We start from the raw sequence: 20138 nt of genomic DNA on the forward strand, positions 1-20138 counted from the left end.
GCGTCACCGGATCCGCGGGGTCGGCTCGGCTGTCGGGTTCCCCGGCCGGCCGGTGGCCGAAGAGCTTCGTAACGGAATACGGAATAGCGCCATCCGCATCTTGTGATGGGGCGTCCGGGCAACCGGTCGGATCGAATGTTCGGCGAGTTCAATTCCGGTTTCGAGGCGTGCCGAACAAGCCTCCCTCGTGCACGTAATGGCGAGATAAAGGCCTGTGGCCGAGAACCTATCACCCGTTCCGACTTTGCAGTTCTTTGGTGATTCCCGGAGTGCTCCGAAGCCCGTATTCAAGCCCGTACCGCCGGTAGTGATGTGGTCGTGGGCATGACAGTCAAACGCATGTGACCTGCGCGGATTCGCGTCACACGGCCCTATGTGACGGTGGATCAAGCCGGTTATGCTCACGGCGCGCCGGTGTCTCCAGGCGTTCAATCAACAAGAACGGTCCAAGTAGTGAGAAGAAAGCTCTACCGGGCGAGATCGAGGAAGAAACAGCACCTCGGTACGCGCGTGGCATGTTTGAGTGTGCTTCCCATGGCGCTCGTCGCGAGTTTGCTGGGCACGACTCCGGCCGTCGCGGACGCGACGCCGGACGGCGGTATTCCATTTAATCCGATTCCGGCCACCGACCGTGGCCGTGTGGTCGAGTTGTGGAAGACCGGTGGCCCAGCCATCAAGGCGGCGGCGGAAGCCGCTTTCCTGGGCACTGACGAGGATGTGCGTCGCTTCCTCGACAGTGAGAGGGAACTCGCCGAACTGCACGACGACCGCATCGCGGCGGTACAGATGGTCAGCGTGGGCGGCCGAGGGGTACGCGAGGCCGCGCGCAAGGCCCTGGCCGGCTCCGCGGGCGACCTGCGGCAGTTCTTCAAGTCCGGCTGGCAGTCTCCGCTTGAGCAGGACCAGCGTGTGCAGGCCGTGCAGGTCGTCGGCGAAGGCGGCAGCGGAGTCCAGGAGGCCGGCAAGGCCGCACTGAAGGGCTCGGCCGAGGACGTCCGGAAGTTCCTCGACGAAGACCAGTACCCCGCCCGGGAGGCGGACGACCGGGTACAGCTCATGCAGGTCATGAGCGCCGGTGGTCCGGCCACCAAGGCGGCTGCCAAGGTCGCGTTGAACGGTTCGGCTGAGGACGTCCGGGAGTTCCTGAACGTGGGCCAGCACGTGGCTCGCGCGCGGGACCAGGAGCGGGCCACGGTCGAGCAGTTGGCCGAGCAGGTCAAGGAGGCCGGCAAGACGGCCAAGCGGGAGACGCTGGCCGCGGAGGAGGCTTCCGAGCGCGCCGTACTGGCGTCGAAGCTGGCCAAGGAAGCCGCGCAGAAGGCGGCGGCCGAGACCGCTGCCGCGAGGAAGGACGCGGGCAGGGCCGCGAACGCCGCGGGCCGGGCCGCCGAGGCGGCGGAGGGCGCGGCCGAGGCCGCTCAGCAAGCCATCGACGCGGCCCGGGCGGCCAACTCGTCGGCCCGAATAGCGGCGAGTGCCGCCTCCCAGGCGGCCTCCGCCGCGGCGGGTGCCGCGGAGGCGGCGTCCAGGGCACGCGGTGCGGCGTCGGCGGCGGCGACCGACGCGGGTCAGGCAGCGGCGGCGCGCAAGGCGGCTGAGGACGCGCGGACCGCGGCGAAGGCCGCACGCGAGGTGGCCAAGGCCGCCGAGCAGGCGGGCAACGCCGCGACGGCGGCCGGCGCGGCGGCGGCCGCGGCGTCCAACGCCGGTGCCAACGCCGACGCGGCGGCCGACGCCGCCGATGAGGCCGGTGGCTACGCCGATCAGGCCGGTGCCCAGTCGGCCCGTGCCAGGAACGCGGCAGCGGCCGCGCACCGGCACGCCCGTGAGGCGAACCGCGCGGCGGGTGCTGCCCAGTCGCTGGCCGGTGAGGCGGCGAGCGCGGCGTACGAGGCGCGGGACGCGGCCAATTCGGCCGCCGAGCACGCCGAGAACGCGGCGGAGAAGGCCGAGGAGGCAGCGAAGCACGCCGGCGACGCCGTCAAGGCGGCCAAGGAGTCGACGGAGCACGCCGGGGCGGCCAAGAAGGCCGCCGACGTGGCGAGCGCGGCGGTCGACAAGGCGCGCAAGGTCCACGAGCTCGCGAGCAAGATCGAGGCTGAAGAGCTCAAGGCTCGTACGGCGGCCGCCGTCGAGCAGGCCAAGGACCTCAAGGCGGCGGACGAGGAGCGCAAGGCCAAGGCGGCCCGTGCCGTCAAGGAAGCCAAGGACCTCGACGACGAGGCGGCCCGCCTGGCCGCGGAGGCCGGCAAGCCGGGTACGGACGCGAAGGATGTCGCCGAGAAGGGCCGCCGCGTAGCGGTCCTGGCCATGAAGACCCGCGGCCCGTGGAGCCGGTCCGCGGCCGAGGTGGCGCTGGCCGGTGCCGACGACGCTGTCGTCGAGTACGTGCGGACGGGGTGGAAGGACGCCGCGGAGCAGGACGAGCGCGCCCGCGTCGAGCGCTTGGCCGACGAGGCCGATTCCGAGGCCGTACGCAAGGCCGCCGAAGAAGCGCTCAAGGGCGACGCCGCCAAGATCGGTGACTTCCTGCGTACCGGTCAGCACAAGGCCGCGGCGGACGACTACCGCGTGCGCGTCGTCCAGATCGCGAACGGCAGCGACCGGAGCGTCAAGGAAGGCGCCCAGGCGGCACTGAAGGACGGTTCGACGGACAAGCTCCGTGAGTTCCTCAACACCGGTCAGTACTCAGCCCGGGAGACTGACGAGCGGGTCCGGGCCGTACAGCTGGTGACCAGCGGTGGCGCCGAGACGAAGGCCGCCGCCAAGGTTGCCCTGGAGGGCACGGCGCAGCTGCTGCACGGGTTCATCCAGTCCGGTCAGTACAAGGCGGCCCGCAAGGACCTGCTGACCGCCACGCACGTGGCGGACGTGAAGCGGATCATCGCCGAGGCGTCCGGCGTCGCGGCGACCGCCCAGCGGAACGCGGCGGAGGCCGGTCGGGTGGCCGCCATCGCGCGCAAGGCCGCGGAAGAGGCGAAGGGCTACGCCAAGCAGGCCGAGGAGTCGGCCGACCAGGCCAAGGGCTACGCGGAGCAGGCCCGCACCTCGGCCAAGCAGGCCGAGGCTTCGGCGGCCGAGGCCGCCAGGTCGGCGAAGACCGCACGCGACGCCGCCGCGGCAGCCGACCGTGACGCCCGCGACGCGGACAACTCCGCGGCCTACGCCCAGGCGTCCGCTTCGGCGGCGCGGGTGTCCGCGGACGACGCCTACGCGGCGTCGACCGACGCACGCGCCTACGCGAAGGCGGCGGGCAAGGACTCCGAGGCGGCAGGCAAGGCCGCGAAGGAGGCTTACGACGCCGCCGTCACCAAGCTCCGAGAGGAGATCGAACGGCGCAAGGAGGAAGCCCGTAAGCAGCGGGCCGAGCTCGAGAAGCAGGAAGAAGAGCGCCAGAAGGCGAAGGAGAAGGCTTGGGGCGAGTTCGGCCACTTCCTGCTCGATGTCGCCGGTGCCGTGCCCGTCCTGGGCACGGTGACCAATGGCATCAACTGCGCCTGGTACGGCGCGGAAGGCGACTACATCAACGCGGGCCTGTCCTGCCTCGCCGCCATTCCGATCGCAGGTGAGGGCGCTACCGCGATCAAGCTCGGGAAGGACGGCAAGAAGGGCGCAGAGCTGCTCGAATCGCTCTACAAGAGCTCGGCCGGCCGGCTCGGCCGCGCGGAAGAGGGCGCCAGGAAGGCGTGCAAGGTCGTCCCAAGGACCCTCGGGCGCACCGCGAACAGCTTCACCCCGGAGACCCGGGTGCTGATGGCGGGCGGCTCCACGAAGGCGATCAAGAGTGTCAAAGCAGGTGACAAGGTCCTGGCCGCGGACCCCCTGACCGGGAAGTCGGCGCCGCGCCCGGTCGACGCCGTCATCGTCGGTCACGGCCAGAAGCACCTGGTCGAGCTGACCGTCGACACCGACGGTGCCAAGGGCAACGCCACCAGCACGATCACGGCGACCGAGAACCACCCGTTCTGGGTCGAGGACCAGCACACGTGGGTGGACGCCGGCGTCATCAGGCCGGGTGCGCTGCTGCGCACCTCGTCCGGTACGTGGGTCAAGGTCACGGCGACCCGTGCGTGGACCGCTGCCCAGCAGGTGTTCAACCTCTCCGTGAGCGGCCTTCACACGTACCATGTCGGCGTCGGAGCGGTGAACGTCCTCGTTCACAACTCGGGCGGCGAAGGCGAGCTGGTACGGGTCGGCCGCTGGATGGGCCAGAACGAGTACGAGAAGATGATGAAGAGCGGCATGGTTCAGCCGGGCGCGGGTGACCGGACGTACGTGGTGCACCCGCCGGACCGGAACACCTACAAGCCTACGTACAAGGGCTCCGTGTACGTGGAGTTCGATGTGCCGAAGTCGTCCCTCTACCCGGGTGGTCGGCCGACCGACTTCAAGATGGCCGGTGCGAACTCCAATGACGCGAAGTACGCCGCGAAGCTGGGGCGTCCCATTCCCGAGCTGCCGGCGGCGCTGAACATTTCCCTCGAGGGTGGCCCGTCGTGCTGAGTGGGTCCGACTTGATGGACGCCGTGCGGTCCTGGCTCGCCGGGAAGGCGGCGGGGATGCGTAGTGCCGGTGTCGGGATCGAGGTCAAGGAATGGTGTGAGGGCCCTGGCCCCGGGGCCGTTCAGCTGACCTTCGAGGTTTCTCTCAAGGCCGCCGAGATCATGGTCTGGGAGGACGGGAACGCCGAGCTCGTGTTCTACGACTTCGAGTCCAGGACCGAGGTGCCCGAGCACCGCGACATCCGCTCTGGAGCGGACCTGGAGGATGCTCTGCGGAAGACGGCCTCGTGGGTCGGGGAACAGCCCTGATCCAGTGGTTCCGAGGCGGCCTGCCGGTTTTCCGGTGGGCCGCTTCGGCGTCCTGAAGGAGCGCGGCTGCGATGTCGATTCGCTTCCCCGTGAGCGGTACGAGAAGACGGGGATGACCGACGAGGAGATGTGGGCGATGGAGCAGTGAACGTACGGGCGGAAGTCCGGTCGATCCTGGCGTCCGAGTCCCGGGAGACGTTCCTGCTGGCCCTCGGTCACCGGCTCGGCACCTCGACCCGCGTGGTCTTCGTCGAGGACGGCGAGGAGGGCGGCGGCAGCCTGCGGGCCGCCCGTGCCTGCAACGAGATGATGATCGTCGTCTGGTCGCAGCTATGGGCCACCCGGGAGCCGGAGACCGCGTCGGGATACCCGGACGCGGAGTTCCTCCCGGTCCTGCTGGAGAAGGCGGACGCCGGCGACGCGCGTCCGTATCTGCGGGACGCCCTCGAAAGCACCCTCCTCCACCTCCGCGTCTCGGGGGCCCTGCCCCGGCCGGATGAGGAAGGGACAGTGGAACGCCCCACCCCCGAGGCATAGCCGCGCGGGTGTGCGAAAGCCCCACCGGGATCACCCGGTGGGGCTTTCGCGTGCACCCTCAGCGCAGCAGCCGGGCAGCCACCTCGAGATCCGACACCAGGCCCGCGTACGCGTCCTTCCGGGCCTGGTCGCCCGCGCGCAGCACGGCGGAGGGGTGGATGGTGGCCACGAGCGTCCCCATCTCCTCCCCTTCCCCGTCCGGGGAAGGCAGTGCCAAGGGCACCCCCCGCTGTTGGCTGACGCGGAACGAGGAGCCGAGCAGCGACTTCCCCGCCGTGGCACCGAGGGCGACGACCACCTCGGGGGCGACCAGGTGCAGTTCGGAGGTGAGCCAGGGCTTGCACGCGCTGATCTCCCGCAGGCTCGGCGGCTTGTGGATGCGGCGCTTTCCCCCTGCCGGCCGCTCGAACTTGAAGTGCTTGACGGCGTTGGTCACATACGTCTGCGCCGGGTCGATGCCCGCCTCGGCGATGGCCCGGGTCAGCACGCCTCCCGCAGGCCCGACGAAGGGCTCTCCCCGCCGGTCCTCCTGGTCGCCGGGCTGCTCGCCCACGAGCATCAGCCGCGCCGTCGTGGCACCGGAGCCGAAGACCGTCTGCGTGGCCTCCCGGAACAGCGGGCAGCCCGCGCAGCCCGCCGCGGCCTCCCGCAGCGCGGCGAGATCCGCGGCCTCGGGCACGAAGGGTCCGGCGTCGTAGTCATCGGGGTCCGGCATCAGGTCATCGAGGCCCTTCTCGCACAGGCGCGAGGCGGTCACCTCGCGGCGGGCGGTGCACCGCACCACTGTGTGAGGAGTGACCGGTCACCGACCGTGGAAACGCCGCGTGCCCCGAATCCCCCGTACGGACGCAGACGCCCCGCTCGTCCACGCGAGAGACCGTGGAGGAGCGGGGCGTTCGCCGGTGCCGGGGGGTCAGGAGCAGCTGCGCACCCAGTTCCAGCCGATGAAGCTGTGCTTGAGCTGCACGTCGAAGGTGCAGGCGGACGTGCCGTCCGCGCGCAGCTCGACCGACGTGTCGTGGGAGTTGGCGTACCAGGCGCCCGTCACGTCGAAGATGCCCTTGTAGGTGAAGTCGGCGTGCGCCTTCGTGGTGGAGGTCGCGCAGTCCTTCAGGCAGTCCTCGCTCTGGCCGGTGGTCTTCAGCGACCAGCCGGCGTCCCACGGCTCCCGGTTCCAGCCCTGCGTGACCGTCGTCTTCGCGTCCGTGATGCGGCCGCCCGCGGTGTTCCACTCCGAGGTGCTGTACAGACCGGTCATCCGGATCTTGCAGCAGTCGAACATCTCGGAGGCGGACTTCACCTGGTGGCGCTGTCCGTCCGCGGCGGCCAGGCTCTGCTGCCGGGCGGCGGGGGCCGGGGTGTACTGCACCGTGCCGAGCTGCGGCTTGCAGTCGGGGCCGATGGTCACCACCTGGCTGACCGTCTGGCCGGCCGGCGGGGCCGGCAGCTCGCCGGAGAGCTGAAGGCTTCCGCAGTCCTTCGAGGTGTCCCGGGCCGGAGTGTCGGCCGCGGCGGCGGAGGCGGTGAGCGGCATCAGACCGGCCGCGAGTGCGGCGGCGACGGTGGTGAGGACGGACAGCTTCTTGCGCATTTTGCATACCCTTCGTGAATTCCCGGTGGAGCGTAACCAGGGGAGAGCGGGGTGAGTTGTGGATCTTCGATGGTTGGCAGGAAGGTGACACCTCCGGCCATGGCGCCGGTGGTGCCGTCGGCTCGTCCGGGGGCGTGTCCGGCCTCGCGTGGCGTGGGCCGGGCCCCGGCCGGGTGCCGTGCAGCTTCCTGCACCGCCCATTGCCCCGCGCTGCCGCCGTCCGTTGGTATGGGCTGCAGATCTCGACAGTCCGGCTCACGGGGAACCGGAATTCAGCGCGGCCGGTCGCGGCCCACTGGAGAAGTAGGGGGCAAACATGCTCGAGCGGGAGCTCCGCGCTTTCATCTCGACCGCGGAGATCGGGCGGATGGACAGGGCGGCGAAGATGCTGGGGTACTCCCAGCCGGCCGTCAGCTATCAGATCAGGTGCCTGGAGCAGACACTGGGCGCCAAGCTGTTCGTCCGGGGCTCGGCCGGAGCCCGGCTGACGGCCGAAGGCCGCATGATCCTGCCGTCGGCGCGGGCCGTGCTCACGCTCATCGACAGCATGAAGGACGTGTGCGAGGTCTGAGGTACGGGTGCCGTATTGCCGGAAGGGCCGCCGCCGATGACATCGGCGGCGGCCCTCTTCGTCAGGCGGCGGATCCCACCAGCCCGCCCACCAGCCCGTCCACCAGCGCGTCCGCCGTAGGGCCCTCGGCCCGGATCAGCCGGTGGAACAGGACGGTGTCGAAGACGTCCTCCATGCGGACGGCCCGGCCGTCGCGCATCGTCCAGGAGTGGATGAAGTCGAGCGTCTCGGTGTGACCGGTGGCGGAGGTGACCTGCCGAACACCGAACACCACCACCCGGTCGCCGGACTCGATGAACTCCTGGGGTTCCAGTCTCATGCCGCCCAGTACCAGGGGAACCCGTGCCAGGAACTCCTTGACGCCGGCGTGGCCCGACTTGGTGCCGCCCAGGCCGAACTCGGCCATCCCCAGCGGATGCACCCACTCGATCCCGGGGTCCAGGACCTCCAGCAGTCCTCCCAGGTCCCGCGCGCGGAAGGCACGGTACGCGGCGTGGATCGCTTCGAGGTTTTCGGTGTGACGAGGCATGTCAGGGTCCTTCCTCAGCGGTGGTCAACGGATGTGTATGCGGGGTACAGCGCCTCGAGAGTGCGGCGGATACCGTCCCGCCAGGTCACCTCGCACGGCCCGGTCAGGGAGCGGCGCAGGGTCGGGTCGAACCGGTAGGTCTCCCGGGTGACGTCGCTCGGCACCAGACGCGCCGGCACCCCCGTGAGCTCCTCGATGTGACGCACGCAGTCGGTGATCCCGACGGACTCGTCACCACCCCAGTTGACCAGGGTGGACGGCACCGACGCGGCGTCCCACAGCCGGGGGACCTGGGCGACCAGGTCGTCGGTGTACAGCAGGGAGCACCAGTTCTGGCCCGAGCGGGGTACCGCGATCGGCTCGCCGGCCAGCATCCGCTCGAAGTACAGCATCGGCACCCCGCCGTACCCGCCGGGGCCGTACGCGATGTTGAGCCGGGCGATGGTGGTGGGCAGCCCGAGCACCCGGGCGAAGGCCCGTACCGCGCCCTCGGTCGCGATCTTGCCGACGGGGTACGCGGGCAGCCAGTCGGCCACCCCGTCCACCGGGTCGGACTCGGTGTACGCGTGGTCCAGGGTCTGCCGGGCGTAGAGGGCGCCCGTGGAGACGTAGAGAAACGCCTCCGAGGTACGGCAGTGCGTCATCAGCCGGCCGGCCGCGACCGAGTTGACCTCGACGGCCGCGTTGAAGTCACCGTCCTCGCCGCGGCGCACGGCGGAGTGGATGACGTGCGTGAAGTCCTCGGGCAGGCCCTTCAGCGCGTACTCACTGGTGTCGTCCATGTCCCAGCGCCAGGTGGTGATGCCCCGCTCGCGCAGCTCCCGCTCCACGCCCGGCGTGCCGAACCGGCCGAGGCACCACACGTCGTTGTCCGCGGCCAGTGCCTCCGCGACCGGCCGGGCGACCTGCCCGGTGCCCCCGGTGACCAGGATCTTTTTGCCCGTCATGCCCGTCATGCCGTTCCCCCTTCGCCGTCACCCAGGGCACGGTCGAGCTCGCGGCGCAGGATCGCCTGGAACGTGGCCACGTGCCGTGGGCCCATCAGTGTGTAGTGCTCGCCGGGTACGTCGAGGTAGCGGGCCGTCCCGGTGGTGTGTTCGTCCCAGCGGCGGAGTTCGTGGCGCAGCCAGTCCTCCTTGGTGCCGCGCAGCGGGACGGCGTAGAAGACCGACATCGAGCGGACCGTGCCGCTGGGCTCATAGCTGCGGCCGAGGTCGGTGAGGCCGTCGGCCAGCTCGGCCCAGTCGCTGAACTTACCCAGGTCCAGGTCGAGTTCGGCCAGTCGGCGCTTGGGTGCCAGGTCGATGATGTGGGCGAGCTGCTCCTCGCGGGGCAGGCCCCGGAGCCGGCCGGGCAGCTCCAGCGACTGCTTCTTGTCGATCAGGGCGAGGAAGAACGCGAGGTTGGCCGCCGTCTCGACGAAGTCGAGCTCCTCCATGCGGTATTTGATGTGGGGCGGCAGATTGAAGCTGCCGACGAAGTCCACGCGCTCGCCCTCGGACTCCAGGACCTTGGCGATCTCGAAGGCCACCGCCCCGCCGTAGGAGTACCCGGCGACGGCGTACGGGCCGTGCGGCTGTCTGCTCCTGATGGCCGCCACATAGGTGTCGACCATCTCCGCGAAGGAGGCGAACGGCTTCTCGTGCTCGTTGAAGCCGCGGGCGCGCAGGGCGTAGAACGGGCGGTCGCCCACGAAGTACTTCGCGAGGTTGACGAAGACCAGCACCTCGCCCACCCCGGGGTGCACACAGAACAGCGGTGTCTTGTCGCCGCTCGTCTGCAGCGGCACGATCGGGTCGTACGCCTGCCCGTCGGGCTCGCCGCGCCGCGCGAGCCGGGCCGCCAGCGCGCGGACCGTGGGGGCCGTGAGCAGCGTGACGACCTCCAGGTCCGTCACCCCGAGCCGCCGGGCAACCTGGTGGCGCAGCCGCAGGATGTCCAGGGAGGTCCCGCCGAGGTCGAAGAAGCTCGCCGTGACGCTGATGCGCGACGGCTCGGTGTCGAACATCTCGGCGTAGATCTCCGTCAGGACCCGCTCGGTCTCCCCCTCGGGCGCGGTGTAGCCGCCGAGGCGGCGCAGGGTGAGCTCGGCGACGCGCTCGACGGCCGCGTCGTACCGTCCGTCCTCCAGCCGACGGCGCATCACCGCGCGCTGCGTCTTGCCCAGGCTGGTCTTCGGGAAGGCGGCCTTGGGCAGCGGGAGGACCAGGGCGGGGCGGAATCCCCAGTGCATCACCACGGTGGAGCGCACGGCGGTCAGAACGCGGTACAGCGCGGCCTCGTCGTCGGCGGGGGTCTCGCAGTGGAAGGCGATCACCAACTGCTCGGTGTCGCTGCCGGCCGGGCGGATCGGGAACGCGGCGACGTAGGACCTCGCGACTCCGTCGAGCTGTTCCAGCGCGGTCTCGATCTCGTGGCTGAAGTAGTTGACGCCGTTGACGATGACGCAGTCCTTGCTCCGCCCGACGAGGCTGAGCCGCCCCTCGTCGATCCGTCCGAGGTCACCGCTGCGGAACCAGCCGTCGGCGGTGAAGGCGTCGGCGGTGGCCCGGACGTCGTTGTAGTAACCGGGGGTGATCATGGGCCCGGACAGCTGGAGTTCACCGATCTCGCCCTCGGGCAGGGCGCGGTCCCGCTCGTCCGCGACCCTCATGCGCAGGCCCTTGACGGGGGTGCCCAGATTGGCGAACTCCCGCTCCCGGTCCGCCGCGGGGAAGCGACGGGAGTAGACGCTGCCCGCGCACGTCTCGGTCATCCCGAAGGCGGGCCACAGCGTGTCGGGCGCCAGGCCGAGGGGTGCGAAGCGGGCGAGGAACGCCTCGCCGGTCGCGCGGGGGACGGCCTCGCCGCCGCTGATGACGTGCCGCAACCGCGACAGGTCGAGCGGCTCCTCGGTGATCAGGTCGGCGGCCGCGTTCAGCATCCCCAGCAGGAAGTTGGGGGTGAACGTCATGGTGACGCCGTGCCGGGAGACGAGCCGCAGGAACTCGGCGGGTTCGCCGATGACGACCCCGGGTTCGACGTGCAGCTGCCGGCTCCCGGCGTACAGCGGCAGCAGATGGCACTCCAGCAGCGCCGCCACATGGTCGAAGGAGACCCAGTTCAGTGTGGTGTCCGTGGCGGTGAGCCGGTGGTAGCCGTTCTTGCCGGCCATGGACGCCAGCAGATTGGCGTGCGTGAGCCGCACCGCCTTGGAGTTGCCGGTGGAGCCGGAGGTCAGCATCAGCACCGCGGTGTCCTGCGGCTCCGCCTCGTGGAAGCGCTCCGCGGGCTGCTCGCCGTAGAGGGAGGTGAGGGTGGTGACGGTGATGTCGGCTGCCTGCGGGAGCTCGGCGTGTGCCGACTCGCCGGCGATCAGCAGCGGCCTGCCCAGGAGGGCGTCGACGTGGGCCAGTTGGGCTGCCCAGCGCTCCGGGTCACCGGCGAGCGGGGCCATGGGGCAGGGCACGAAACCACCGAGCACGCAGGCCCAGAAGGCGGTGAGGAATTCCTGCGGACGGTCCAGCAGCAGCACCACGTTCTGCCGGGGGCGCACCCCCCGGGCGCGCAGCGCGGCCAGGACGCGGCGGGCCTGGTCCAGCAGTTCCGGGTAGGTCTGGAAGTGCGAGGGGGCGGCGGCACCGCCCTGGCAGTGACGCAGGCCGGAGTCGGGATGCTCGCGGGCGGCTCGCAGGAGGAGGTCCGCGATGGAGTGGGTGTCCGTGGGAGTGCCGGCGCCGGCGCCGGTTGTGGGGCGTTCGGCCGTGGGATATGCGGCCGCGGCGTTTTCGGGCACGGTGGTTTCGAGCGCGAGGATGGCCATGGTGTTATCTGATTGCCTTCTCTGAGTTCACATGGATGTCGTGCGCGAGATGGGCATTACGGGGGCCGGGTGACCAGAAGGGGCGGGCCGGCCGGATGGGCCTCAGATCAGGCGCGCCATCGACTGTGAATGGCAATTCCATGCCACGCGTCGGGTATGCCGATATGCGGACACACTCATCCCCCCGGAGTGAATGTTGTCGAGTTCGGATCGAATAGGGCTTCGAGCCGAGTGGAAGCTATCACGCGTTTTCGCGGCCGGTACACGTTGCTTGAAGGCCGAATTATGTACGCGCTCGCTGATGGTTTAACGGTGACGCGGTAGCTGCGGCTGCGGTTCCCGTGGTGTCTGTGGTGCCGATGTGCAGCTTGTGGTCACACGGTGACCGTAGTTCGGCGGCGGAGTGACACGCGGGGGGATGGCCAGTAGAGGACAGCTGGGCTACGGACGGTGAGGAGTTCGTGATTTAGAGTGCGGAAACCGGAAAGATTGAATTCCGGTTGCACCAAGAGGGGTGCAGCTTGCTGACAGTGGGCCGCCCCGGCCCAGGTCGGCCCCGGAATGGGAATGGGCCCCGGCCGGTTCGCTCGCCGTTGCGTGCCGGATTCCGTCGCATTGACCGACCGGAGGGTGCGAACTATCGTCTCGGTGATCAACTGCGTTCCTTGCGTGTTCGGGCAGGCCCGGTGACAATGAGGGACGCGCGCCGACCAGCCGGTTTGTTGTGCCTGCGGTGGGGCCACCGGATCCGTAATTGGTCGGGCCGGGTGGCTGTGTCGGCCGACAGGGTTCGGCAATCGGGGGTATACGGAAATGGCTGGTACGCCGGTCGGTCCAGTGGGGGCTGACGGAGCAGATCGGGCGAACCAGGGGGATCACGCCACGCGCGTGGAGCAGGCCCTGCTGGAAGCCGATGCCTTGATCGAATCCACACTCTCGCTGCACCAGGAGCGGTTCGAGGCCCCGGTGCTGCTCTCGCGGCTGGACGGCAACCTCATCGCGGACGCGGTGGACCAGTTCCTCGAGGACATACGGCACTCGGTGAGCGTCACCGTGACCGGGACCGGGGCATTCGTCGAGGCGGTCACCAAGGGCCTCGCGGAGCGGGCGCCGGACGGCGCCGCCCGCAGCGCTCCGAGCCTTCCGCCGCGGGTCGCGGTGCGGATGCTGTGGGCGGCGAACGCCGTACCCGAACTGCTCTCCCTGGCCGATCGCATGCGTGACGTACGCATGGAAATCCGGGTCGCCGAGGGGGAGATGCGCGAGCTGCTCGTCGTCGACGGGGCCGTGGCGCTGGTGCACTCCAAGGCCGCCGTCCCCGATGGGCACGCCGCGATCGTGAAGGACCCCGCCGCCGTCCGCGCACTTGAACTTCTTTTCGCCGGTGCCTGGTCCGGCGCCCGCCCGCTTTCCGTGCACCTCGGGCTGGGCACGCGACTGCGCACCGACATGGCACGCAGGATCCTCGAGAAGCTCCGCGCCGGCTACACCGACGAGGAGGCGGCGGGTGAGGTGGGCGTCTCGCTGCGCACCTACCGCCGGCACGTCGCGGAAATCATGCGTGAACTCGACGCGACCTCACGTTTCCAGGCGGGTGTACGCGCCGTGGAACTGGGGCTGCTGCCGGACAGGACCGTCTAGGCGAAGAACGGCGCGATGAACCGAGCGGGCACACTCGGACCACAGGCCGGTCAACTACGGGGGAGAGGCGGACACATGCCACTGAACAGAAGCCGACTCGGCGCGAGACGCGGAGACCGAAGACATCCGGCGAGCGGGGCGGGCCGATGAGCGCCCGGGCAGCCGGCGAAGGCGACCTGGAGCACGCGCTCCGGGAGATCCGTGCGCTGATCGAGACGGCCGTCAGCCAGCACCGCAGCCAGCTGACCGGCAGCCGGCTGATCGACACGGTCGACGGCGGGTACCGCGAGATCCTCGACACCGCCCAGGAGCTGATCAACGGGGCCGTGGAGAGCGTGGACATCATCCACGGCCGCAGCGTCGGACATGAGGGCCACCCGCGGGAGGCCGAACGCGATCTGCTCTCCGACGCCTCCGACGCCGTCCGGGTGCGGCTGCTCAGCTCACCCGCCCTGCTGGACGAGTACTTCGTCCGCGAACAGGCCGGACGCGACCGTCCGGTGTCGATCAGGGTGGCCGGACTGCCGCCGATCCAGGCGCTGATCGTTGACGGCTCCCGTGGCCTGGTGGTCGCCGAGTCCGCGCTCGGCCGCAGGGCCTCGGTGGTCCAGGCGCCGGAGATCCTCCACGCGCTGCACACCCTGGTCGAGGGCGTGTGGCGGGGAGCGGTGCCGGTGAACGACCGCATCTTCTTCGGCGACCAGTCACGGGCCGACCTCGCCCGGCAGATCCTGGGCGCGCTGCGCGCCGGCGTGACCGACGAGGTGGCCGCCAGGGAGCTGACCGTCTCGGTCCGTACCTACCGGCGCTACGTGGCCGAGATCATGACCCTGCTGGGCGCCCGCTCCCGCTTCCAGGCAGGCGTCCGGGCAGCGGAGCTGAGGCTGCTGCCACCGTCCTGGACGACCGGCCCCTCGGGCCCCGGGGCCGGACGGCCGGCATCGGCCGGCTATGTGGCAGCTTCCTGAACGGGTCGTTGCCGAGGCCCCCGTACGCACAGTTCCATGGGATGTGAGGAAGGCATTTCACCCCACAGGGAATGCCTCTTGTCCGACGGCCCTACCCCTTCGTGAGCCGTCGTCGCATGGGCCCGGAGCCGCTAATGCGGCTTCCGGGCTCCATGCCGTCCCATGACCTCTGTTCGTAAGGTGATTCGATGAATCCGATGCCGATCGCCCTGGTATTTCCCGGACAGGGAACTCAGCGCCAAGGGATGGGTGAACCCTGGCGGGAGACCGCTTCCTGGTGCGTCACCGCCGAGGTATCCGAGGCAACGGGCGAGGACCTGTCCGAAATCCTGCTGCGCACCTCCGACGAGGATCTGCGCAGAACGGATCTCGCCCAACTCGCCGTCTTCACCGTCTCCGTGATGACCCACGCCGAGGCGGTGCGCCGCGGTGCGATCGACGGCACCGTGGTCGCCTGCGCGGGACACAGCCTCGGCGAGTACACCGCGCTGACCGCGGCCGGTGTCCTGACCGTCCGCGAGGCCGCGGCGCTGGTCGCCGCACGCGGCCGCGCCATGCGGGAGGCGGCACGGCAGCGCGCGGGCACCATGGGAGTCCTCGTGGCCGCGCCCCTGCCCGACGTGCGTCAACTCGTCGACGGGCTGCGTGAGTCGGGAGCCGAGGTGTGGGTGGCCAACATCAACGCCCCCGGCCAGACCGTGGTCTCCGGCACCGTCGAAGGCGTCGAACGTGCCGCCGAGGCGGCGCCCTCCATCGGCGCCAAGATGATCCGGCTGCAGGTCGGCGGCGCCTTCCACAGCCCGCTCATGGAGCCCGCCGCGGACGTCCTGTCCAGGGCGCTCAAGAACACCCTGTTCGCCCCCGCCCAGCTACCGGTGGTCGCCAACGTCGACGCCGAGCCGTACGCCGGCATGGGCGACTGGCCCGCGCTCGGCGCCCGGCAGCTGACCTCCCCCGTGCTGTGGGAGGAGAGCGTACGCACCCTCGTCGACCGGCTGGGCTGCCGCCGGCTGATCGAGCTGGGCCCGGGCAAGACCCTGGCCGGGCTGGTCCGCCGGATCTCCCCGGACACCCCGGTGGTGTCCGTCAACAGCCCAGACGTGCTGGGCTGACCCCACCCCGAGCGAGGAGACCCGAAGCACCATGGCAGTAGACATCCGAAGCACCTGGCTGCGCCGGTTCACCACGCAGGCGCAGCCCCGGCTGCGCCTGCTCTGCCTCCCGCACGCCGGGGGCTCCGCGAGCTTCTTCCACCCCTGGGGGCGCGCCTTCGAGGACGACGTGGAGGTGATGGTCGCCCGCTACCCCGGGCGCCAGGAGCGCATCGCCGATCCGTTCGTCACCACCATGGAGGGGATGGCCGATGCGCTCGCCGAGGAGCTCGGGCCGTACACCGACACGCCGTTGGCCCTCTTCGGCCACAGCATGGGTGCCTCCATCGGATACGAGCTGACCCTGCGGCTGCGCGAGCGGTACGGGGTGGCGCCGGCCGTCCTGCTGGTGTCCGGCCGCAAGCCGCCGCACCTGCTCACCCCCCGCACGACCGATCTCGACGACGACGACAGCATCGTCGCCGAGGTCGGCCGGCTCGGTGGCACCGATGCCGCCCTGCTGGCGGACCCCGACCTGCGTGAGCTCGTACTCCCCGCCATCCGGACGGACTTCCGGATCGTCGCCGACTACCCGGCCAGGCCCGGGGTTCCGCTGCCGTGTCCCGTCGTCGCCTACGTCGGCGACAGCGATCCCGATGTGGACCCCGTGTCCGTCTCCGGCTGGTCCGACCTCGCCCCCGGGGGATTCGACATGGCGGTACTGCCCGGGGACCACTTCTATCTGATCGACCGGCGGACGGAACTCATCACCGACATCCGTGCGCGACTGGAGTCCGTACGGCCCTGACCGCGACCGCACGAGCCCCGGCGGCAACCATGCCGTCGGGGCTCCGTGCTGCCCGCTGCCGGGCGAAAAGGCCGACGGCCGGCACCACCGGGAATCCCGGTCGTGCCGGCCGCCGGCCGTCGTCACACCAGGGTGACGAGGGACGTCACCTGGAGGCGGATCCGGAGACCGCACGGTCCCCGGGCTCCCGGAACGTGTCCGTCGGCGCCGCGGCGTCCGGCGCCTGGTGCCCGGGCCACCACGCCTTCTCCCCCAGCAGGGTCGTCAGCGTCGGCACCAGCAGCAGCGCCATGATGAACGCGGTCAGCAGGATGCCGAACGACACCGCGAAGCCCATCTGCTGGAGCATGCTGTTGTCGGCGAGCATCAGCACACCGAACGTACCGGCGAGAATGATCGCCGCCGCGCTGATGGTCGGCACGGACTGGGCGACGGCGAGCCGGACGGCCTCCCGGGGCGCGGTGCCCTTGCGGATCTCCTCGCGCAGCCGGGCCACCATCAGGATGTTGTAGTCGGTGCCGATCGCCACCACGAAGAGGTACACGATGACCGGGAGCATGAACAGCAGCCCCTTCTCACCCTGCGCCCCCTGGAACAGCCACACCGTGGAGCCCAGCGTCGCGGCGAAGCCCAGGCCCACCGACACCATCAGATAGAGCGGGGCCACGACGCTGCGCAGCAGCAGACCGAGGATGACCATGATGGCGATGCCCGCGACCGGGAAGACCACCTTGTAGTCGTGGTTGACCGCGGTCTCGATGTCCGCCAGCACGGCGGTCGTGCCGCCCACGAGGGCCTTGCTGCCCTCCGGCGCCGCCTTGTCGACCGCGTCGCGGAGCGGGCCCGAGACCAGGGAGATCGCCTTGTCCTCGGCGGGCCGGTACTTCAGCACCACACTGAACTGCGCGACGTCACCCTTGGGGCTGGGCACGGCCTCGGAGACCTGGCCCACCCCCGGCACACCCGCGAGCGCGTCGTGGAACGCCTTCAGCTCGGGCTTGTCCAGCTTGCCGCCGTCCTTCGCCTCCAGGTACACCAGCGTCGGGTCGGCGCCGCCCGCGGCGAAGCCCTTCTGCAGCACCTCCATGGCCTGGACCGACTCCAGGTCCTTGGGCAGCGAACTCTCCGAGTCGAACTCGGCCTTGAAGCCGAAGACACCGACCGCGAGCACCGCCAGGACACCCGCCGACACCACGGCCACGGCCGCCGGACGCCGGCTGACCAGCGAGCCGATGCGGTTGGCAGTGGTGTTCCTCGGCTGCTTCTGCCACGACTTGGACGGCCAGAAGGCCTTCGTGCCCAGCAGGGAGAAGACGGCGGGGACGAGCGTGAGGGCGGCCACCAGGGTCACCGCGACCGCGATCGCCAGGGACGGGCCGAGGGACCGCATGCTGCCCATCGTCGACAGCAGCAGGGCCAGGAACGCCACGATGACCGCTCCGGCCGCCGAGGCGACGGTCTCGCCCACCGAACTCACGGCGTTGACCAGCGCGTTCTTGGGCTGCTCACCCGCCCGCAGCGCCTCCCGGTACCGGAACAGCAGGAACAGGATGTAGTCGGTGCCGACACCGAAGAGGACGACGATCAGCAGGGCCGAGACGCTCTGGTCCGCCTTGAGGCCGCCCAGCTCGCTGGCCGTCGCGATGAGGCCGTTGGCCACGGTGAAGACCACGAGGATCGTGAGCACCGGCAGGAACGCGATGAGGGGACTGCGGAAGATGACACCCAGCAGCACGATGATCAGGACCAGGGTGGCCATCATGATCATGGCGTCGGTGTCACCGGACGACTCCCGGGTGTCGAGGGCCGTGGCCGCCGAGCCGGTGATGCCCATCTTCAGCGCGGTGCCGCCCAGCGGGGACTTGGCGTCCGCCCGCATCTGCTTGACCGCGTCGACCACGTCTTCGTCGTAGACGTTCTTCGTGTCGGCGAGGACGTTCGCCAGGGCGATCGTGCCGTCCGCCGAAACCGCAGCGGGGTTCGCCAGCACCTGCTTGATCTTGCTGTACTTCCGGTCCTGCAGATTCCTCGCGACCTTGCCCACGGCCTCCTTGTCGGAAGCCGTCAGCTTTCCGCCGTCGGACCGCTGGAAGACGATGATGGCCGCCGGCTGGTCCCGCTGCGGGAAGGCCTTCTCCTGCAGCTTCGCCGCCTGCACCGATTGATAGTGCGAAGGCAGGAAGTCGGCTTGGTCATCGGTGGGCTTGAGTGAAGGCGCGAGCGCACTGAGCGCTATCGCCGCGACAATCCAAGCCACGATGGTCAGCCACGGGCGGTTGACACAGAACCGTCCGACTCGTCCGAACATGGGGCTCCTTAAAGGAAAAGGCTTCGCCACTGTCCGGACTTCCGACTCCGGCCAGCGGTATGTGCTCGATGGGGAAGACCGACACGGAAGCCCGCGCTCCGCCCCACGAATAGGCATCAGGTTCCCACCGGGCAGGGGCAGCGGAGGCCACGCGCGTGAAGGGTGTCCGCTTGTTGACAGCACGGCCGGTCAAAGCCCCGCCGCCGGGCTCCGCCGCTGCTGGGGCGGCGGTGAGTGGCAGCTTGCTGAAACCCGGCTTGCCGGTGGTCGGCCGCGGCTCCTAGAAATGTGTCCGACCGAGTTTCGTCATTGTGGCTGAAATGAATCGGCATACCGAAAGGGCTGAATCCGTCGTGAGCGGTACGTACGAAGAGCGCCTGGCCAAGATCAGCGAAATCATCTGCGACATTCTCGAGCTCGAGGAGGACGAGGTCACCGAGACCAGCCTCTTCAAGGAGGACCACGGCGCGGACTCGCTGCGGGCCATCGAGATCCTGGCCGCGCTGGAGAAGCAGTTCGGCATCGTCATCGACCAGTCGGAACTGTCCCGCATGGTCCATCTCAAGGGTGTCTACGAGGTCGTCGCGGAGTCCGCCGGCTGGTAGCGGGGGTCGGTCGATGCCCTGCTGATTCTCGCCAGGGCATCACCGCCGCCACGGGCAGCACAGGCCGGTGCGGCCGGCGCAAAGGTTGAGGGAGAGCAATGACGAGCAAGGACACCCGGGTCGCCCTTGTCACGGGCGGTTCGCGTGGCATCGGGCGGGCGACGGTGCTGCGACTGGCGCAGGACGGCTTCGATGTCGCCTTCTGCTACCAGTCCAATGACGAGGCCGCCCGCGAGCTGGAGAAGCAGGTCACCGAGATCGGTGTCCGCGTCCTGGCCCGCAAGGCCGATGTGACGGACGGCGAGGCGGTCAAGGCCCTGGTCGCCGAGACCGAGGACCTGCTCGGACCCGTCGACGTGGCGGTGACGGCGGCGGGCATCACCCGGGACAACCCGCTGGTGATGATGACCGAGGACCAGTGGCACCAGGTGCTGGACGTCAATCTCGACGGCGTCTACAACCTGTGCCGTGCCGTGGTGTTCTCGATGATGAAGCGGAAGTCGGGAGCGATCGTCAATCTCTCCTCCGTGGCCGGGGTGTACGGGAACGCGACCCAGACGAATTACTCCGCCTCCAAGGCGGGGATCATCGGATTCTCGCGGGCCCTCGCCAAGGAAGTGGGCCGGTACGGCATCCGCGTCAATGTGGTGGCACCGGGCTTCATCGACACGGACATGACCTCCGTGCTCACCGGCGCCGTCAAGGACAAGGCACTGGAGCAGGTGCCGCTCGGCCGGCTGGGAACCGCCGAAGAGGTCGCCGACCTCGTCGGATATCTCGCCTCCGACCGGGCCGGCTATGTCACCGGGTCGGTCCTGCAGATCGACGGCGGCATCACCATCTAGCTACGCCCGGACACACCGGATGCACCGGGCC

The 20138-nt window shown here is 69.9% G+C and carries 16 protein-coding genes; 10 read left to right on the forward strand and 6 right to left on the reverse strand.

What is annotated here, in order from left to right; genetic code table 11:
* The first annotated feature begins 534 nt into the window (after window positions 1-534).
* The 3 genes from ACZ53N_RS01435 to ACZ53N_RS01445 all read left to right on the forward strand — a co-directional run bounded on the left by ACZ53N_RS01435 (window position 535) and on the right by ACZ53N_RS01445 (window position 5348).
* The gene (locus ACZ53N_RS01435) at window positions 535-4503 is read left to right on the forward strand and encodes a TreTu family toxin (protein ID WP_469138938.1); all 3969 of its coding nucleotides are present in this window, start codon (window positions 535-537) and stop codon (window positions 4501-4503) included.
* On the forward strand, window positions 4497-4811 hold the full coding sequence (locus tag ACZ53N_RS01440; RefSeq protein ID WP_469138939.1) for a hypothetical protein: 315 nt from the start codon (window positions 4497-4499) through the stop codon (window positions 4809-4811). Before ACZ53N_RS01435 ends, ACZ53N_RS01440 begins: the two co-directional genes overlap by 7 nt.
* Before the next feature lie 129 nt (window positions 4812-4940).
* A complete protein-coding gene (locus ACZ53N_RS01445) occupies window positions 4941-5348 on the forward strand; it encodes a hypothetical protein (RefSeq protein ID WP_469138940.1) in 408 nt (135 codons plus the stop codon).
* Between the two features lie 58 nt (window positions 5349-5406).
* Here the strand turns inward: ACZ53N_RS01445 and ACZ53N_RS01450 are convergent, their stop codons facing one another.
* Together ACZ53N_RS01450 and ACZ53N_RS01455 are read right to left on the reverse strand one after the other, a co-directional pair.
* Entirely contained in the window at window positions 5407-6063 is a 657-nt protein-coding gene (locus ACZ53N_RS01450; protein WP_469139032.1) for a UdgX family uracil-DNA binding protein, read from the reverse strand.
* Window positions 6064-6261: 198 nt separating this feature from the next.
* Window positions 6262-6939, reverse strand: coding sequence for a hypothetical protein (locus ACZ53N_RS01455; protein ID WP_469138941.1), 678 nt, complete (start codon window positions 6937-6939; stop codon window positions 6262-6264).
* 316 nt (window positions 6940-7255) lie between these two features.
* Between ACZ53N_RS01455 and ACZ53N_RS01460 the strand changes: the two genes are divergently transcribed.
* Entirely contained in the window at window positions 7256-7510 is a 255-nt protein-coding gene (locus ACZ53N_RS01460) for a helix-turn-helix domain-containing protein (protein WP_184738967.1), read from the forward strand.
* Window positions 7511-7571: 61 nt separating this feature from the next.
* Here the strand turns inward: ACZ53N_RS01460 and ACZ53N_RS01465 are convergent, their stop codons facing one another.
* The 3 genes from ACZ53N_RS01465 to ACZ53N_RS01475 are packed head-to-tail and all read right to left on the reverse strand — an operon-like array spanning window position 7572 to window position 11841.
* On the reverse strand, window positions 7572-8039 hold the full coding sequence (locus ACZ53N_RS01465; RefSeq protein ID WP_469138942.1) for a nuclear transport factor 2 family protein: 468 nt from the start codon (window positions 8037-8039) through the stop codon (window positions 7572-7574).
* A 14-nt stretch (window positions 8040-8053) separates the two neighbouring features.
* Window positions 8054-8986: an NAD-dependent epimerase/dehydratase family protein gene (locus ACZ53N_RS01470; protein ID WP_469139033.1), complete on the reverse strand. Its 933-nt coding sequence runs from the start codon at window positions 8984-8986 to the stop codon at window positions 8054-8056.
* A 5-nt stretch (window positions 8987-8991) separates the two neighbouring features.
* The gene (locus ACZ53N_RS01475; protein WP_469138943.1) at window positions 8992-11841 is read right to left on the reverse strand and encodes an AMP-binding protein; all 2850 of its coding nucleotides are present in this window, start codon (window positions 11839-11841) and stop codon (window positions 8992-8994) included.
* A gap of 888 nt (window positions 11842-12729) precedes the next feature.
* Here ACZ53N_RS01475 and ACZ53N_RS01480 point away from each other — a divergent pair.
* The 4 genes from ACZ53N_RS01480 to ACZ53N_RS01495 all read left to right on the forward strand — a co-directional run bounded on the left by ACZ53N_RS01480 (window position 12730) and on the right by ACZ53N_RS01495 (window position 16349).
* Window positions 12730-13482, forward strand: coding sequence for a DNA-binding response regulator (locus ACZ53N_RS01480; RefSeq protein WP_469138944.1), 753 nt, complete (start codon window positions 12730-12732; stop codon window positions 13480-13482).
* A gap of 146 nt (window positions 13483-13628) precedes the next feature.
* The gene (locus ACZ53N_RS01485; RefSeq protein WP_469138945.1) at window positions 13629-14450 is read left to right on the forward strand and encodes a LuxR family transcriptional regulator; all 822 of its coding nucleotides are present in this window, start codon (window positions 13629-13631) and stop codon (window positions 14448-14450) included.
* Window positions 14451-14638: 188 nt separating this feature from the next.
* Window positions 14639-15562, forward strand: a complete 924-nt coding sequence (locus ACZ53N_RS01490) for an ACP S-malonyltransferase (protein ID WP_469138946.1) — start codon at window positions 14639-14641, stop codon at window positions 15560-15562.
* A gap of 31 nt (window positions 15563-15593) precedes the next feature.
* A complete protein-coding gene (locus ACZ53N_RS01495) occupies window positions 15594-16349 on the forward strand; it encodes a thioesterase II family protein (protein ID WP_469138947.1) in 756 nt (251 codons plus the stop codon).
* Window positions 16350-16494: 145 nt separating this feature from the next.
* Here ACZ53N_RS01495 and ACZ53N_RS01500 read toward each other — a convergent pair whose 3' ends face one another.
* Complete coding sequence (locus ACZ53N_RS01500; protein WP_469138948.1) at window positions 16495-18657, reverse strand: MMPL family transporter; 2163 nt, start codon at window positions 18655-18657, stop codon at window positions 16495-16497.
* Between the two features lie 320 nt (window positions 18658-18977).
* Between ACZ53N_RS01500 and ACZ53N_RS01505 the strand changes: the two genes are divergently transcribed.
* Both ACZ53N_RS01505 and fabG read left to right on the forward strand, forming a co-directional pair.
* Complete coding sequence (locus tag ACZ53N_RS01505; RefSeq protein WP_130881606.1) at window positions 18978-19262, forward strand: acyl carrier protein; 285 nt, start codon at window positions 18978-18980, stop codon at window positions 19260-19262.
* A 98-nt stretch (window positions 19263-19360) separates the two neighbouring features.
* Entirely contained in the window at window positions 19361-20107 is a 747-nt protein-coding gene (gene fabG / locus ACZ53N_RS01510) for a 3-oxoacyl-[acyl-carrier-protein] reductase (RefSeq protein WP_469138949.1), read from the forward strand.
* Window positions 20108-20138 lie beyond the last annotated feature (31 nt).

The sequence above is a fragment of the Streptomyces sp. NPDC033229 genome, assembly GCF_055576875.1.